General features: G+C 63.2%; 14 protein-coding genes. 6 read left to right on the forward strand and 8 right to left on the reverse strand.

Annotated elements, in window-relative coordinates; translation table 11 throughout:
• Window positions 1-83 precede the first annotated feature (83 nt).
• From PSV33_RS05420 to PSV33_RS05445, 6 genes are all read left to right on the forward strand, one after another.
• Window positions 84-1,160, forward strand: coding sequence for a branched-chain amino acid ABC transporter permease (locus tag PSV33_RS05420; protein WP_300559640.1), 1,077 nt, complete (start codon window positions 84-86; stop codon window positions 1,158-1,160).
• A complete protein-coding gene (locus tag PSV33_RS05425; RefSeq protein WP_300559642.1) occupies window positions 1,157-2,008 on the forward strand; it encodes an ABC transporter ATP-binding protein in 852 nt (283 codons plus the stop codon). Before PSV33_RS05420 ends, PSV33_RS05425 begins: the two co-directional genes overlap by 4 nt.
• Window positions 2,005-2,802 (forward strand): ABC transporter ATP-binding protein, encoded by a 798-nt coding sequence (locus tag PSV33_RS05430; protein ID WP_293593829.1) that lies wholly within the window; start codon window positions 2,005-2,007, stop codon window positions 2,800-2,802. Before PSV33_RS05425 ends, PSV33_RS05430 begins: the two co-directional genes overlap by 4 nt.
• 129 nt (window positions 2,803-2,931) lie before the next feature.
• Complete coding sequence (locus PSV33_RS05435; RefSeq protein WP_300559645.1) at window positions 2,932-4,788, forward strand: long-chain fatty acid--CoA ligase; 1,857 nt, start codon at window positions 2,932-2,934, stop codon at window positions 4,786-4,788.
• Window positions 4,789-4,999: 211 nt separating this feature from the next.
• Entirely contained in the window at window positions 5,000-6,226 is a 1,227-nt protein-coding gene (locus PSV33_RS05440) for an ABC transporter substrate-binding protein (protein WP_300559647.1), read from the forward strand.
• Window positions 6,227-6,433: 207 nt separating this feature from the next.
• Window positions 6,434-7,591 (forward strand): ABC transporter substrate-binding protein, encoded by a 1,158-nt coding sequence (locus tag PSV33_RS05445; protein ID WP_300559648.1) that lies wholly within the window; start codon window positions 6,434-6,436, stop codon window positions 7,589-7,591.
• Window positions 7,592-7,635: 44 nt separating this feature from the next.
• Here PSV33_RS05445 and PSV33_RS05450 read toward each other — a convergent pair whose 3' ends face one another.
• The 8 genes from PSV33_RS05450 to PSV33_RS05485 are packed head-to-tail and all read right to left on the reverse strand — an operon-like array spanning window position 7,636 to window position 16,734.
• Entirely contained in the window at window positions 7,636-8,127 is a 492-nt protein-coding gene (locus tag PSV33_RS05450; protein WP_300559650.1) for a thioesterase family protein, read from the reverse strand.
• Window positions 8,124-9,350, reverse strand: a complete 1,227-nt coding sequence (locus tag PSV33_RS05455; protein ID WP_300559652.1) for an acyl-CoA dehydrogenase family protein — start codon at window positions 9,348-9,350, stop codon at window positions 8,124-8,126. Before PSV33_RS05455 ends, PSV33_RS05450 begins: the two co-directional genes overlap by 4 nt.
• Window positions 9,347-11,401: a biotin carboxylase N-terminal domain-containing protein gene (locus tag PSV33_RS05460; RefSeq protein WP_300559654.1), complete on the reverse strand. Its 2,055-nt coding sequence runs from the start codon at window positions 11,399-11,401 to the stop codon at window positions 9,347-9,349. The genes PSV33_RS05455 and PSV33_RS05460 overlap by 4 nt, the downstream gene beginning before the upstream one ends.
• Window positions 11,398-12,186, reverse strand: coding sequence for an enoyl-CoA hydratase-related protein (locus PSV33_RS05465; protein WP_300559656.1), 789 nt, complete (start codon window positions 12,184-12,186; stop codon window positions 11,398-11,400). The genes PSV33_RS05460 and PSV33_RS05465 overlap by 4 nt, the downstream gene beginning before the upstream one ends.
• Before the next feature lie 14 nt (window positions 12,187-12,200).
• Window positions 12,201-13,382, reverse strand: coding sequence for an acyl-CoA dehydrogenase family protein (locus tag PSV33_RS05470; protein ID WP_300559658.1), 1,182 nt, complete (start codon window positions 13,380-13,382; stop codon window positions 12,201-12,203).
• Window positions 13,383-13,406: 24 nt separating this feature from the next.
• Window positions 13,407-15,131, reverse strand: coding sequence for a carboxyl transferase domain-containing protein (locus PSV33_RS05475; protein ID WP_300559660.1), 1,725 nt, complete (start codon window positions 15,129-15,131; stop codon window positions 13,407-13,409).
• Window positions 15,128-16,012 (reverse strand): SDR family oxidoreductase, encoded by an 885-nt coding sequence (locus tag PSV33_RS05480; protein ID WP_300559662.1) that lies wholly within the window; start codon window positions 16,010-16,012, stop codon window positions 15,128-15,130. The genes PSV33_RS05475 and PSV33_RS05480 overlap by 4 nt, the downstream gene beginning before the upstream one ends.
• Window positions 16,009-16,734: a TetR/AcrR family transcriptional regulator gene (locus PSV33_RS05485; RefSeq protein ID WP_300559663.1), complete on the reverse strand. Its 726-nt coding sequence runs from the start codon at window positions 16,732-16,734 to the stop codon at window positions 16,009-16,011. Before PSV33_RS05485 ends, PSV33_RS05480 begins: the two co-directional genes overlap by 4 nt.
• Between the last annotated feature and the right edge of the window lie 89 nt (window positions 16,735-16,823).

A 16,823-nucleotide genomic window follows, 5' to 3' on the forward strand; every position in this document is an offset into this window, starting at 1 on the left:
ACCCGCGGCCCCTGCTTGAAAAGTCAGTTGCCCCCCTGCTCGCTCGCTGCGTGCAATTCACTGCAACCAGAAAAATAAAATTCATGAGATTCATTTTTAAAACTGACTACGGGCAGGACATCAATCTTGCCAAACACGGCGGCCACATCTTCTGGTACAGCGCCCTGATGCTGTTGCTGGTGGCAGCACCGTGGCTTTTCGCCGAATATTGGCTGGCACAGCTGACCTTCATCCTGATTTATTCAATCGCTGGTCTGGGGCTGATGCTGCTGGCCGGATTCACCGGTCTGTTTTCGCTGGGGCATGCGGCCTTTCTCGGAGTGGGCGCCTATACCCAGGCGGTGATGACCAACGCCGGCGTGCCCTTCCCGATTGCACTGGCGTGTGCGGCGGGGCTGTCCGCTGCCGTAGGTCTGGTGGTCGGGCTGCCGGCGCTGCGCGTCAAGGGCATCTATCTCGGCATTGCCACACTGTCCTTCGGCTTCATCGTCGAAGAAGTGTTTGCGCGCTGGGAGTCCGTCACGGGAGGCAACTCGGGCATCCACATCAAGGCGCCCGACCTGTTCGGCTGGAAGTTGAACAGCGGGGAGGAGTTCTATTTCCTCTGTCTGGTGATTGCCATTGGCGCCACGCTGGCGATTCTGAACCTGCTGCGCTCGCCGACGGGCCGCGCCTTTGTTGCCATCCGCGACTCGGAAATCTCGGCACAAAGCATGGGCATTCACCTGGCCCGGTACAAGACGCTGTCGTTCGCGCTGTCCGCCGCACTGGCCGGAATTGCGGGAGCGCTCTACGCCCACAAGCTGCAGTTCATTTCGCCCGACCAGTTCAACATTCTGCAATCGATTGACCTGCTGCTCATGATTGTGGTCGGCGGCCTGGGGTCGGTGCACGGCGCTTTCCTGGGCGCCATCTTCCTGATTTCCATGCCGCAGGCCATTGCGCTGGTCAAGGACTACCTGCCAGCCTTCATCGGCCAGGCGCCCGGCCTGCAGGGCCTGGTGTACGGCCTGGTGCTGATTGGGTTTGTCCTGTTTGAACCCCTGGGTCTGTACGGGCGCTGGCTCAAGATCCGTACCTACCTGCAGACATTCCCGTTCTATCGAAAAGGCATGTTCAAACGCCAGAAATCCTTTCAAAAATCGGATCGACTCAAATGAGCGCCCTACAACCATCCGCCATTCAGCCCCTGCTGTCCGCAAAAAATCTAAGCGTCCGTTTTGGCGGCGTGCTGGCGGTCAACAATGTCAGTTTTGATGTCAAGCAGGGCGAGGTCTTTACCCTCATCGGTCCCAATGGTGCCGGCAAGACCACGGTGTTCAACCTGATCAGCCGCATCTACACGCCGACCTCCGGCGAGATCGACTACCTGGGAAAAAAGCTGACCGACCAGCCGCCGCACAAGATTGCCGCGCTAGGCATCGCCCGCACCTTCCAGAACATCGAGCTGTTCGAACACGCCACCGTTCTGCACAACCTGCTGATTGGCCGGCACACGCACCGGCAAACCGGTTTGTGGAGCGAGATTTTTTTCACCAAAAAAACCCGCGAAGCCGAAATTCAGGCGCGAGAAAAAGCCGAGCAGATCATCGACCTGCTGGACCTGCAGCATCACCGCGACTCCTATGTCGCCGGCCTGCCCTATGGCGTGCGCAAGGTGGTGGAACTGGCGCGTGCGCTGTGCACCGAACCCAAGCTGCTGCTGCTGGACGAACCTTCATCCGGCCTCAACGTGGAGGAAACCGACGACATGGCCTTCTGGATTCAGGACATCAAGAACGAACTCGGCATCACCGTGCTGATGGTCGAGCATGATATGACACTGGTCTCCAAGGTGTCCGACCGCGTGCTGGCCATGAACCAGGGGGAGGTGCTGGCCATGGGCACACCCCGCGAGGTACAGAACGACCCCGGTGTCATCGAGGCCTACCTTGGGTCCATCGACGATGTGTCCTCACTGCGCCGGCAACACAAGGCTGTCGACTTGCACGCAGAGGTCCGCTCATGAGCGCTGTGCCACCCCCCGTGAGCGACCAGCCCGTGCTCAAGCTGCTCAACGTCGAAAGCTCCTATGGCCCGATCAAGGCGATACGCGGCGTGAGCCTGCAGGTGCGTCGCGGTGAAATCGCCACCGTGCTGGGCTCCAACGGCGCGGGCAAGACCACCATTCTGAAAACCATCTCCGGCATCATTGATCCGCGCAAGGGCTCCATCGAATTCAAGGGCGGCAACATCACCGCGCAGGACCCGGCCTATATCGTCCAGCAGGGCCTGAGCCATGTGCCCGAGGGCCGCGAAGTGTTTCCACTGCTCAGCGTCCGCGACAACCTGTTGATGGGCGCCTACACGCGCAAGGACCGCGACGGGGTGGCACGGGACATTGAGGTCGTCTTCGGCTACTTTCCCATCCTGCGCGAGCGTGCGCTGCAGGACGCCGGCCTGCTGTCCGGCGGCCAGCAGCAGATGTTGTCGATCTCGCGCGCCCTGATGGCCTCGCCGGACCTGATCCTGCTGGACGAACCCAGCCTGGGCCTGTCCCCCAAGCTGACCAAGGAGATCTTCGAGATCGTGGTGCGCATCAACCGCGAGCGCGGCACCACGATATTGCTGGTGGAACAAAACGCCAACATGGCCCTGAACGCCTCCGACTACGGCTACGTGCTGGAAAACGGCCGCATCGTGATGGAAGACACCTGTGCCCGGCTGCGGGAAAAGGAAGACATCAAGGAGTTCTACCTGGGCATGAAGGAAGACGGCGTGCGCAGCGAGCGCCGCTGGAAGAAAAAGAAAACATGGCGGTAAATAGGACGCCCCCCCAAGCGGCCTTCGGCCGCCTCCCCCCACTGGGGGACGCCGCTGGCGGCCCGGCAAAGCCGGTTCCGCGGCGGCCTGGAATTAATTCAACTGCCGCATCTGGCTGTGGAGCTCGAAATGTCTAATCTTTGGGACTTGTCCCACATCCAGCCAGAGACCCGCGTGGTGCTCGAAGGCCAAACCATTCCCGAACTGTTCTGGAACGGCGTGGCGCAGCGGCAGGACCAGGTCTGGATGCGCCAGAAAAAACTGGGCATCTGGCGCAGCTGGTCCTGGAACCAGACCGGTGAAGCCGTGCGCGAGATCGCCGGCGGCCTGATCAGCCTGGGCTTTGCCCCCGGCGAATGCGCCTCCATCCTCTCGAACACGGTGATCGAATGGGTGCTGGCCGACCTCGCCGTGCTCAGCTGCGGCGGTGTGGCCAACGGCATTTACCCGACGGACGCTGCTTCCCAGGTGCATTACCTGTGCGAAGACTCGCGCACCACCCTGCTGTTTGTTGAAGACGACGAGCAGCTCGACAAGGCCCTTGAGGTGCGCAGCGCACTTCCCGGCCTGCGCAAGATCGTGGTGTTTGACATGGAGGGTTTGCGCGACCTTGACGAGGCTGATGTCATCAGCCTGTCTGCCCTGCGCGAGCTGGGACGCAGCTACCTCGCCGCTCACCCCGGCGTGGTGGATGAACGTGTCAAGGCCTGCCGGCCCGAAGACCTGGCCATTCTGGTCTACACCTCGGGCACCACCGGAAAGCCGAAGGGGGCCATGCACAGTCACCGGGGCCTGGTGTTCACCGCGCGCGGCTACAACACCCTGGTGGCGCAGGACGAAAACGACGAACGCATGTGTTTCCTGCCGCTGTGCCACATCGCAGAACGCATGGGTGGCGAATACTTTGCCATGTATACAGGCGCCAAGCTCAACTTTGTCGAGAACCCCGAAACCATTCCGGAAAACGTGCGCGAAATCGCGCCTACCGTGTTCACCGCGGTGCCGCGCGTCTGGGAAAAGTTCTACTCGGGCGTGATGATCGCGCTCAAGGAAGCCAGCCGCCTGCAGCAGGCGGCCTACGCCTGGGGCATTGGCGTGGGCAGCGAGATCGCCGAGCTGGTCATGGCCGGCCAGCCGGTCAGCAGCTGGCTCAAGCTGAAATTCACCATCGCCCGGTGGATCGCGCTGGACAACGCGCGCAAGCTCATAGGCATCCACCGCGCCCGCTTTTGCGTGACCGGCGCAGCACCCATCTCCCCGGAGCTGGTCAAGTGGTACATGGCGCTGGGTGTGCCAATGCTGGAGGTCTGGGGCATGACGGAAACCTGCGGCGCTTCGACCGGTGTTCCTGCCAGCCGCATCAAGCCGGGCTCCATCGGGCCGGCGGCCGGCTACAACGAGATGAAGCTCGATCCGGCCACCGGTGAAATCATGGTGCGCGGCACCAATGTCTTCATGGGCTACCTGAACCTGCCTGAGAAGACCGCAGAAACCATCGATGCCGACGGCTGGCTGCATACCGGCGACGTCGGCCTGGTGGACGGGGAAGGTTTTTACCGGATCACCGACCGCATGAAAGACATCATCATCACTGCCGGCGGGAAAAACGTGACCCCCAGCGAACTGGAAAACGAGTTGAAGTTTTCGCCCTACATCACCGATGCAGTGGTGATCGGCGACAAGCGCCCTTACCTCACTGCCATCATCATGATCGACCAGGAAAACGTCGAAAAATATGCGCAGGACCATGACGTTCCCTTCAGCAACTACCAGAGCCTGACGCGCTCGGCGGAAGTCCAGGAGCTGATTCAGGCGGAGCTGGACCGGGTCAACAAGAAGTTCGCGCGGGTCGAGCAGATCAAGAAATTTTTCCTGCTTGAAACACAGCTGAGCGCGGAGGACGAGGAACTGACGCCGACCATGAAGCTCAAGCGCAAGCTGGTCGAAAAAAAATACGCCGACACGATCGAAGCGATGTACCGCTAGGCCGAACCCACCGCCTCGCAGAGGCCTTCCCCCCTTCTTTTTAACCGTCGCCAGAAGAACCCAGCTGGCGGCAATGGCTTTGCCATGCCCATTTTTTTAGAGACGCCCCTTTTAGCTGCTGCATCCTGATCTGACTGCTGGCGTCAGGATGCCAGGCGTGACCGCGCCTGACACGTGCCAGCGATAGACCATTCATCAAACGGAGACCTCAATGAATTTCAGAACCACCGCAACCCTTGCCCTCCTGGCGCTCAGTGCCGGCCATGCCATCGCCCAGCAGGGCGTCACCAAGACCGAAATCACCCTCGGCTCCATCCAGGACCTGTCCGGCCCCCTGGCCGGCTTCGGCAAGCAGATCCGGCTGGGGATGATGCTGCGTGTGGACGAACTCAACGAGCAGGGCGGCGTCAACGGACGCAAGGTCAAGCTGCTGATCGAAGACTCCGGCTATGACCCCAAGAAGGCCATCCTGGCCGCGCAGAAACTGGTCAACCAGGACAAGATTTTCATGATGGTCGGTCACCTCGGCACGGCCCAGAATCTGGCGGCCATGCCGGTGCAGTTCGAAAAGAATGTCATCAACTTCTTTCCAATCACCGCCGCACGCGAGATGTACGAGCCACTCGACCGGCTCAAGTACGCCTTCGCCGCGACCTACTACGACCAGATCCGCATCGCAACGCCCAAGCTGATGAAGGACAGAAACATCAAGAGCGCCTGCATCATTTACCAGGACGACGACTTTGGGCAGGAGGTTCTGCGCGGTGCTGAAGCGGGCCTCAAAACCATAGGCGCGACTTTTGTTGAAAAGACCTCGTACAAACGCGGTGCAACTGATTTTTCATCCCAGGTTGCCAGAATGAAAGCCTCCGGTTGCGAAATGGTTGTGCTGGGCACCATCATCCGCGAAACCATAGGCACCATTGGGGAATCTCGCAAGACCGGTTTCAACCCCGTCTTTCTCGGCTCCAGCGCGGCCTACACCGACCTGATCCACAAGCTCGGCGGCAAGGCCATGGACGGACTGTTTGCCACCATGACATCCCAGCACCCCTACCTGGACGCCGCGGAGCAGCCAGTGCGCTTCTGGGCCAACAAGTACAAGACCAAGTTCAACGATGAGCCGACAGTTTTCTCGGTTTACGGCTACGCCGCCATTGATGCTTTCCTCCGTGGGGCCCAGAAAGCCGGGACCGATCTCACCACCGACAGCTTCATCAAGGCCATGGACACCATGGTGATCCCGCGCGACATGTTCGGCACGGCAGAGGCCAGCTTCAGCCCGACCAAGCGCCTGGGCAACAACTTCTCACGGCTTTCCCAACTGCAGGAGGGCCGCTGGAAAGTGGTGTCCGAATACGTGGCGTTCAACGGTCTGCGCCCCGTGCTGCAGAAAAACGGCACGTGGAAGATCAGCGCCGACCAGTTCAAGGACTAGGAATTGCTTCCGACACAGCCCTCGGATCAGGAACAACCCTGACAGGGTCGCGCATGTGACAAGGCCGCCCTCGGGCGGCCTTGTCGTTGATGAAGGCACGAACAGTGATGGCAGGGCTGCCCCCTAAGTGAATACGCCAGCTTGACAGGCGCGGGCGAAGGTTAAGAATGCCAAGCTGCAAGCACCTTCGTTTTACAGGAGACATCCATGAAATTCAAGACCACTCTGGCGCTGGCCGTCCTGGCACTCGGCACCAGCTACGCCACCGCCCAGCAGGGCGTGAGCAAGACCGAAATCACCCTGGGTTCCATCCAGGACCTGTCCGGGCCGATCGCGGGTTTCGGCAAGCAGGCTCGGTTGGGCATGCTGCTGCGGGTGGACGAGATCAACGAACAGGGTGGCATCAATGGCCGCAAGCTGAAGATCATCGTGGAAGACTCGGCCTACGATCCAAAGAAAGCCGTGCTGGCGGCCCAGAAGCTGGTCAACCAGGACAAGATTTTCATGATGGTCGGTCACATCGGAACAGCGCAGAATCTGGCAGCCATGCCGGTGCAGTTCGACAAGAACGTCATCAACTTCTTCCCGATCACCGCCGCGCGTGAAATGTACGAACCCTTTCACAAGCTCAAATACTCTTTCGCCGCCACCTATTTTGACCAGATCCGGAATGCCGCACCCAAGCTGGCCAAGGAAAAAGGCATCAAGAAAGTGTGCACCATGTACCAGGACGACGAGTTCGGCCTGGAGGTGATGCGCGGCGGTGAGGCGGGCCTCAAGACCATTGGCATGGAATTCGCCGAAAAAACCTCATACAAACGGGGCGCAACCGATTTCTCGTCGCAGGTGGCGAAGATGAAAGCGTCCGGCTGCGAAATGGTGGTGCTCGGCACCATCATCCGTGAAACCATTGGCGCCATCGGGGAATCGCGCAAGACCGGCTTCAACCCCGTGTTTCTCGGCTCCAGCGCGGCTTACACCGACCTGATCCACAAGTTGGGCGGCCCGGCCATGAACGGCCTGTACGCCACCATGACGGTGCAGAACCCCTACCTGGATGAAGCTTCGCAGCCCATCCGCTTCTGGGCCAACAAGTACAAGACCAAGTTCAATGAAGACCCGACCGTCTTCTCGGTCTATGGCTACAACATCATCGACACCTTTGCCAAGGCGGCACAGAAGGCTGGTCCCAACCTGACAACCGACAGCTTCATCAAGGTGATGGACACCATGACCATTCCGCCCGACATGTTCGGTAGCGCCCAGGCGACTTTCTCGCCGACCAAGCGCCTGGGCAGCGACGTGTCACGGCTGTCGCAGATTACCGATGGCAAGTGGAAGCCCGTGTCCGAGTACATCAGGTAAGCCGCAACGGGCCATCCCAACAAGCCACCTTCGGGTGGCTTTTTTCATGACACGATGTAGGCGCCCGCCCCGGTGGACAACAGCTTGCCGTCCGCACCGAGAAACTCCATACGGGTGGACGCAACGCGCGAACCCAGGCGCAGGACCTCAGCGCGCAGTTCGAAAAACTCGCCGATGGCAGGGCGCAGGTAATCGACTCGCAAGTCAATGGTGCCCAGTTTGGAGAAGCGGTGCATGCGCTGCTCCGGCGACTCACCCATGTGGCGCGCACCTATCGCAGCCATGATGGCCAGCCCCGCCATCGCGTCCAGCCCCGCGCTCACCACCCCGCCATGGATGCGGTTGTAGGCGTAGTGACCCACCAGCGATGGCCGCATGTCGATGCGGCCAACAACACCTTCGGGGCGAACCGACACCACCTTCAGACCCAAAGCCTGGTTGAAGACAATTTTTTCTTCAAAAAGTGTTTTCAGGGCAGCGATGAACTCGGGCTCGAATTCAACGATGGCGGCCGGCGGTGGGGTGGTTCGGGTCATAGGCCCAATTGTCGTGCAGCCAGGTCCTTCATGATTTCTTCGGCGCCTCCGCCAATCATCATGACCTTGACTTCACGGTAGATGCGTTCGCTTCTGGTGCCGCGCATGAAACCCATGCCGCCGAGAATCTGCACCGCCTGATCCGCGCAGAACTGCATGGTCTGCGTTGCGTGGTTCTTCAGCATGCAGACATGGGCCACCCAGTCGGCGCCGTGGTCGCCGGCATCGGCACGGTCGGCCACCGCCTCGACCCAGGCCTGGGTCGAGGCGATGCGCATCTGCATGTCCACCAGCTTGTGGCGAATCACCTGCTTGTCGACCAGCGTACTGCCAAAGGCCTTGCGCTGGCGCGCCCAGTCCAGCGCCTCGTCGTAACAAGCCTGGGCAAAACCCAACGCGGCGGCCGACATCGCCAGGCGTTCGCCGTTGAAGTTGCCCATGATGATCCTGAAACCACCGCCCTCTTCGCCGAGCAAATGGCTGGCCGGCACCCGCACGCCATCAAAGCGCAGGTGGGCCGTGTCCGAACACCACCAGCCCATTTTCGCCAGCCGGGTGCGAGACAGCCCCGGGCTGTCGCCGGGCACGAGAATCATCGAGATGCCACTGGACCCTTTGGCGCCGCCGGGCCGCCCCAAGGCGCCAACGCCCCCTTGGGGGGCAGCGAAGCGTGGGGGCTCAGTTGTGCCGCCGTCGCCGGTGCGCACCGCCACCGTGATGAAGTCCGCGCGCATGCCTGAGGTGATGAAAACCTTCTCGCCGTCAATCACATAGTCTGCCCCGTCGCGCCGCGCTGTGGTGCGCAGCGCCGCCACATCGGAGCCGCCGCCGGGCTCGGTAATCGCCAGGGCGGCAATTTTTTCGCCACGCAGCACCGGTGGAATGACCGCCTCCTGCAAGGCCGCAGAGCCATGGGCCAGCACCGGCGGCAGGCCGATGTTGTGCGAAAACAGACTGGCCAGCACACCGCCGCTGCCGCCGTAGCGGCACAAGGCCAGCGTCATTGCGTTACGCAGCCGCCAGGACGCGGGGGTCCCGCCCAGCGCCTCGGGGTAACCCAGCGCCAGCAGGCCCAGCCCGGCCGCCTGGTGATACAGGGCGCGCGGAAACTCGCCGGCGTCGTCCCACTGGCTGACATGCGGCGCGATGTCGTTCTGCGCAAAACGCCGGACCGACGCGGTGACCTCCACCAGCATATCGAGATCGGCGGAAGAAGAATTCATGCTTCAAACCTCAACAAGACCTGGCCTGGCGCCGTCTGCTGGCCGGGTGCCACCGCCACGACCGCCACCACTGCATCACGCGTCGCACACACCGCATGTTCGAGCTTCATCGACTCGATGACCAGCAAGGTGTCGCCGCGCCTGACTGATTCGCCGGCGCTCACCTGGACGGCGATCACCTTGCCGTTGAACGGGGCCCGCAGTTCCATGGACTGGTTGCCTGGGGTCAGCCCGGCCGCAGGCTCGAAACTCGCGTCTCTCAGCCACACCTCCGTCTCGCCGACCTGCACATGCCAACGCCCGCCGGTCACCTGACAGGCCTGTACCGTGTGGCTCAGGCCATCGACCGTGACACGCATTCGGCCGTCGCTGCCACGCACACACACGACCGCGTGTTGCTGCGTGCCCGACGAAACTTCCAGCCCACCCGCTCCGGTTTCCGTCACGGTGATGGCCAGCACCTGTTCGCCATGCACCACCCGCAAGGCCTTGCCGAAGGGGCAGGGCAAGGCCAGCGCAGCGCCGCCGCTGCCCTGAAAATACATCCCCACGGCCGCTGGCAACAACACCTGCGTTTGCCCGTGCTGCAGGGTTTTGCGAATGCCGTCACCGTGTTCGGCCAGAAAGGGAATCAGCGCCTGGCCGGCGCGGAAAACCGGGTGTGCCAGGCATGCCGCCAGAAAAGCGCGGTTGGTCGGCAGCCCCAGCACCTGCGTGCCGGCCAGCGCTGCGATCAGCCGGTCAATCGCCTGCGCCCGTGTCGCCCCACGCACGATCAGCTTGCCCAGCATGGAGTCGTAAAACGGCGTGACCTCGCCAGCGGCCTGCAGCGCATGGTCAAAACGCGCGTGCGCAGGCTCCATGAAGTGCTGCACCCGCCCGGCATGTGGCGAAAAATTTTCGTCCTCGGCGCACAGGCGCACCTCGATGGCATGGCCGCTGAAGGTGATTTCTTCCTGGCGCAGCGGCAGCGACTCGCCCTGGGCGATGCGCAACTGCCACTCGACCAGGTCCAGGCCAGTGACGGCTTCGGTGACCGGGTGCTCGACCTGCAGCCGGGTGTTCATCTCCATCAAAAAAAATTGAGCCGCCCCGCTTTTCACTTCGTGTAATACGCTGCCCCCCGGGGGGGTGCCGCGCCTGCGGCCCGGCGAAGCCGGTTCCGCGGCCCCGGCTGGTGGAGAGGCAGCCTCCACTAAAAACTCTACCGTGCCAGCGCCTACATAGCCCGCCGCCTGCGCCAGCGCCACTGCGCAGGCGCCCATGCGTTCGCGCAGGTCAGCGTTCACTGCCGGACTCGGCGACTCTTCAATCAGTTTCTGGTGCCGCCGCTGTACCGAGCAGTCGCGCTCTCCGAGATGGATGCAGTCACCATGCGCATCGGCGAACACCTGCACCTCGACGTGGCGCGGATTCAGGAGCGCGCGCTCCAGCAGCAGGTCGCCGCTGCCGAAGGACGAGAGCGCTTCGGAACGCGCGCTGTCCAGCGCTGCCTGCAAAGCCGAGGCATCCGTCACCAGACGCATGCCGCGCCCGCCACCGCCGGCCGTGGCTTTCACCATCAGCGGGTAGCCCACTTTCTCCGCCTCGGCGGCCAACCCCTCATTCGACTGGTCGGCGCCCTGGTAGCCCGGCAGGCAGGGAACGTTCCGCGCCAGTGCAAGCTGTTTGGCAGCGGCCTTGTTGCCCAGGGCGCGGATGGCAGACGGCGGTGGCCCGACCCAGGTCAGGCCGGCATCAATCACGGCCTGCGCAAAATCCGCGTTTTCGCTGAGGAACCCATAGCCGGGATGCACCGCATCGGCGCCGGCGGCCTTTGCGGCAGCCAGCAACTTGTCGATGCGCAGGTAGGAGTCGGCCGAGAGCATGCCGCCCAGCGCCACCGCACTGCCCGCTTCCTGCACATGCAGGGCCTGCGCGTCAGCGTCGGAATACACGGCCACGGTGGCGATGCCCATGCGGTGTGCGGTGCGGATGATGCGACGGGCGATTTCGCCGCGGTTGGCGATCAGCAGGCAGCTTATGGGGGCGGTCGGAGTCGTGGTGCTCATGCTGCCCACCCGGGCTTGCGCTTTTGCGCAAAGGCCGCCAGGCCTTCAGCAGCTTCCGGGCTGCGCAGGTTTGCTGCAAATTTGATAGCTGCTTGCGCAGGCAGGTCAAGGGTTGGCAACTGATTTAGCATGTAAATCAGGGCCTTGGTGTGGGCCACAGCGCCCGGGGCCGACCGGCGCAGCGCGCTGATGCGATGGGCCACGGCGGCTGGCAGATCATCGGCAACCTCGTCCACCAGACCTTGGTCCAGCGCCTGCTGTGCGGAAAGTTTCTCCCCGGACAACATCAGCTGCCGCGCCAGCCTGTCACCCAGCCGCCTGTGTACAAATGGCGCAATTTGCGCCGGCACCACACCCAGCGTGACCTCAGGGGTGGCAAACACGGCGGCAGGTGTGGCCAGGACAAAGTCACCGCAACACAGCAGCCCCAGGCCGCCACCCATGGCCGGGCCGTCTACCGCCACCAGCAAGATTTGCGGCAAGGCACACAGTTTGCCGAGCAGGTGGCCAAAGCCTGCGTTCATGGCAATCAGCGGATCGATTTGCCCGGGCGGCAAGGTCTGCCCTATCGACCGGGCAAAGCCGCCCAGACTGCCACCCGCACAAAACGAGCCACCGCTGCCTTGCAGCACGACAAAACGCAAGGCGGTGTCCTGTGCGGCGCGTTCGCAGGCCTGTGCCAGCGCGGCCACCACCTCATCGGTCAGCGCGTTGCGTGTGGCCGGATCGTTCAGGGTCCAGTGTTCGACTTCCCCCAAGCGGGTGATCTGCAGCTTGTCGCTCATGGCTGTGGTCATCCTCAGGCGGCAGGTTTCTTGCTGCTTTTGGCCAGGCCCATGTACTTGGCGATGATGCCCATCATCACCTCGTCGGCACCACCGCCTATCGAGGCCAGCCGGCCGTCGCGAAACATGCGCGCCACCTTGTTCTCCCAGGTGAACCCCATGCCGCCCCAGAACTGCAGGCAGGTGTCAGGCACCAGCCGGTTCAGCCGCCCGGCCTTGAGCTTGGCCATGGAGGCGAGCTCGGTCACGTCCTGGCCCTGCACATACAGCTCGCAGGCGCGGTAGGTCATGGCGCGCAGGCTTTCGACCTCGGTCTTCATCTCGGCCAGCTTGAACTGCACCCACTGCTGGTCGGCCAGCGTGGCGCCGAAAAGCTTGCGCTCGTGCGCCCACGCCACCGTCCAGTCAATGCAATTCGTCAGCGACTGGATGCAGCTGGCCGCACACCAGAGACGCTCTTCCTGGAACTGCATCATCTGGTACATGAAGCCCGAACCTTCGGCGCCTATCAGGTAACGCTGCGGCACCCGCACTTCGTCGAAATAGATCAGGCCGGTGTCACTGGCATTCATGCCAATCTTCCTGATCTTTTTGCCGACTTCGATGCCCTTGCGCAGCTTGCCGCCTTCACGCATCGGCACCATGACCAGGCTTTTGTTCTTGTGCTGGGGCCCCTCGCCGGTGTTGACCAGCATGCACATCCAGTCGGCCTGCAGGCTGTTGGTGATCCACATCTTCTGGCCGCTGATCACATAGTCGCCGCCATCCTTGCGCGCATGGCTTTTGATGGACGCCACGTCACTGCCGGCGCCCGGCTCGCTCACGCCAATGCAGCCGACCATGTCACCTGCAATCGCCGGAGCCAGGAATTCACGCTTGAGCTCGTCACTGCCGAAACGCGCCAGCGCCGGCGTACACATGTCGGTCTGCACACCAATGGCCATGGGGATGCCGCCGCAGTCGATATGACCCAGCGCCTCGGCCATGGCGACGCCGTAGGAGTAGTCGAGACCTGCACCGCCATACGCTTCAGGCTTGGTCAGTCCCAACAAGCCGAGATTGCCAAGTTTCTTGAAAACCTCGTGAGCGGGAAAGATCTCAGCCGCCTCCCATTCGTCCACATGCGGGTTGATCTCGGCGTCGACAAATCGCTTGAGGGTCTTCTGGATTTCGAGGTGCTCGTGGGTGTATTGCATGCTTGTCTCCTTGGGTCTGTCCATTCACATGCGCGCCACGCCAAACTGCATGGGCCGCAACTGCCGGATGTCGGCCTCGGCACACATGGCCAGGCACTGCACCAGCACCGCCCGTGTATCGCGCGGATCAATCACACCGTCGTCGAGCAGCAGGCCGGAGGTGTAGAAGGCATCGGCCTGCGCCTCGAACACGGCGACGATCTTGTCGAACTGGGCCTGCGACTGCGCCGCATCAATGGGGACGCCTTTACGCACCATCGCGGCCTCCGTCACGATCTGCATGGTGCGCGCGGCCTGTTCGCCACCCATGACCGCGGTTTTGGCACTCGGCCAGCTGAACAGGAAACGCGGTGCATACCCGCGACCACACATGCCGTAGTTGCCGGCGCCAAACGAGGCGCCGCACTGGATGGTGATCTGCGGCACGGTGGCATGGGTGACCGCCTGGATCATCTTGGAGCCGTGTTTGATCATGCCGCCCTGCTCCGCGTCCTTGCCAACCATGTAGCCGGTGGTGTTCTGCAGGTAGACGATGGGATGGCCAAGCTGGCACATCAGCTGGATGAAATGGGTGGCCTTGTTCGCGCCCGCCACGTCGATGGGGCCGTTGTTGCTGATGATGCCCACGGCGTGACCGCCAATCGCCGCCTGCACACAGACTGTGGCAGCACCGTACAGCGCCTTGAAGGGCAGAAAGTCCGAGCCATCGACCAGCCGTGTTATCACTTCATGCATGTCCACCGGCTGGCGCAGATCGCCGGCCATCAGCCCGAGCAGGTCTTCGGCCGGGTACAGCGGTTCTCTTGCTACTGAATTAATAGCTATTTGCGCACGTCCTGCCTGGGCTGGAGGCCGATTTGACCATGCAGTCCGGGCCACGACCTGGCGCGCCAGGCCCAGCGCGTGACGGTCGTCCTCGGCCAGCTGTTCACCGAGGCCCGACACACTGGTGTGCATGGCGGCGCCGCCGAGTTCCTCTTCGGTGGCCACCTCGCCGGTGGCCGCCATCAGCAAAGGCGGGCCGGCCAGAAAGGCGCGCGAGCGGTTGCGCACCATGATCACCACATCGCTCAGGCCCGGCATGTAGGCTCCGCCCGCCGTGCCGGAGCCGTGCTGCACGGTGATGACCGGAATACCCGCCGCCGACAGGCGCGCGAGGTTGCGGAACAGGGCACCGCCGTGGACAAAACCCTCGACGCGGTAACGCATCAGGTTGGCGCCGGCGCTTTCCACCAGATGAATGAATGGCAGCTTGTTCTGCAGCGCGATCTCCTGCACCCGCAGGATTTTCTCCAGCCCCATGGCCTGAATGGCGCCGGCCTCGATGCCCGAGTCGCTGGCCACGACCATGCAGCGCGCGCCCTCGATGAACCCGATGCCCGCCACAATGCCACCACCGGGCACGGAACGTGCCCCCACGCTCCCCACTTCGTGTGGTTCGCTGCCCCCCGAGGCGGCCCTCGCGCCTTGGGGCGGCCCGGCGTCGCTCGCCGCAGGGTCCTTGTGGTCCTGCATGAACCCGGCCAGCGAACACAAAGGCAGCCAGGGCGCGCCCGGGTCCAGCAGCAGCGCCACCCGTTCACGCGGCAGCAGCTGGCCGCGTTTGTCGAACACCGGTTTTGATTTCGCAGAAGCCTGGGCGGCACGGCCCTCCAGCGCGCGCAGCGCCGCGATTCGCCCCAGCATGGCGTCGCGCCTTTGCACGGCGACGCTGCCTTCGGCATTCCAGGCGGTCTGAAAAACCGTCATTTCTGGAAAACCTTCGGCGTCGTGGCCAGATGAAACCCATCAAACGGTTTCACGGCACCGCGCTGCTGCGCCTCGGCATCGGGCAGGCGCATGGGCCAGCCCAAACGCACCTGCGGCCGCGCGCCGTCCACCCGCAACACGCTGCCGCTGATGAAGCTGGCCGCCGGGCTCAGCAGAAACACAATGGCGGCCGAGGTTTCCGCCTCGGTGCCGAAGCGGCCCAGCGGCACCGTGCTGCGCATCTCGCGCAACATCTCCCCGGCCTCGGGCGGGTAGTGGTCCATGCCGCTCGATGCGATGTAACCCGGCGCCACCGCATTGACCCGCACGCCGCTGTGCGCCCACTCGGCGGCGGCGGTTTCGGTGAAGCTGACCATGCCGGCCCGCGCCGCGCCGCTGTGGCCCATGGAGGGCATGGAACCCCAGATGTCGGCCACGATGTTGACAATGGCCCCGCCATGCGCTGCCATCGCCTGCAGGTAACACTCGCGCGCCATCAGGAAACCGCCCGTCAGGTTGGTGTTGAGGACCGCTTCCCAGCCCTTGGCGCTGATGCTTTCCAGCGGCGCAATGTACTGCCCACCCGCGTTGTTGACCAGGCCATCGATACGGCCGTGGGCCAGCACGATGGCAGCGACCGTCGTCTGCACGGCAGCCTCCTGGCGGATGTCGCAGGGGTGGAAACTGGCGCGGCCTCCGGAGGCCACAATCTCGCCGGCCACCTCGTGCAGCTTCTCGATCTTGCGGCCAATCAGCACCACATGCGCGCCCAGGGCTGCCAGCTCGTGCGCCGTGCAGCGGCCTATGCCGGAGCCGCCACCGGTGACGACCACCACCTTGCCGGCAAACAGGCCGGCGCTGAAAACGGAACGGTAAGTCATGCTCGGGCTTTCCTTGTGGGGGGCGTCCGCTCGTCGCCGATGAACAGCGCCATGGCTGCGTCGGCCAGCTCATCGAGCGACGCGCCTTTTTTGGCGTCAAACCACTGCGCCGACCAGTTCAGCGCACCAAAAATCAGCAGCCGCGCCAGCTTCACCGGTGCCTGTAGCCGGCCCTGGTTGCTCAGGGCCTGGAGCACCGGCTCCCAGACAGACTCGTAGTCGCCCTGCAGCCTGGCCAGCGATGCGCGTTGCCTGGCGGTGATGGAGCGCGACTCGTACAGCATCACGGGAATGAAGTCGCTGCCCGGGCCCAGCAGCACGTCAAAATGGTTGCGGATCAACACGCGCAGCAAGGCCGCCGCGTCGGGTGTGGAGGGTGCCGCCGCCTCCAGCGCCGCCGCCTGCCGGGCCATGGCCGAACGCATACCCTCCTCCATCACGGCATACAGCAGCGCACCCTTGCTTTTGAAGTGATAGAAAGGCGAGCCGCTGTGCATTCCGACGGCTGCCGCGATATCGCGCGTGCTGGTGCCGTCAAACCCCTTGCGGCGAAACAGCCGCGCGGCGGAGTTGACCAGCTCCACCCGCCGGTTGCCGTCGTCGCGTTCGCCGGGCGTCTTGCGTGGCCGGCCGCGCGGTCGCTTTTCTGCCACTTCGACAGCAGCAACCGGCAGGGCCAGCGTCCGCCCGGCCGGTCGGGTACGAGCAGGTGTTTTGTCCATGGAATGCGACCATAACAAAAGCTGTTATTTTTAGCAAGCGCGTGCTTTGTAAAAATAGGCGCCAACTGCGGCACCGGGGCGCAAGCCCG

The sequence above is a fragment of the Polaromonas sp. genome (assembly GCF_029945895.1).
GTDB lineage: Bacteria > Pseudomonadota > Gammaproteobacteria > Burkholderiales > Burkholderiaceae_C > Polaromonas.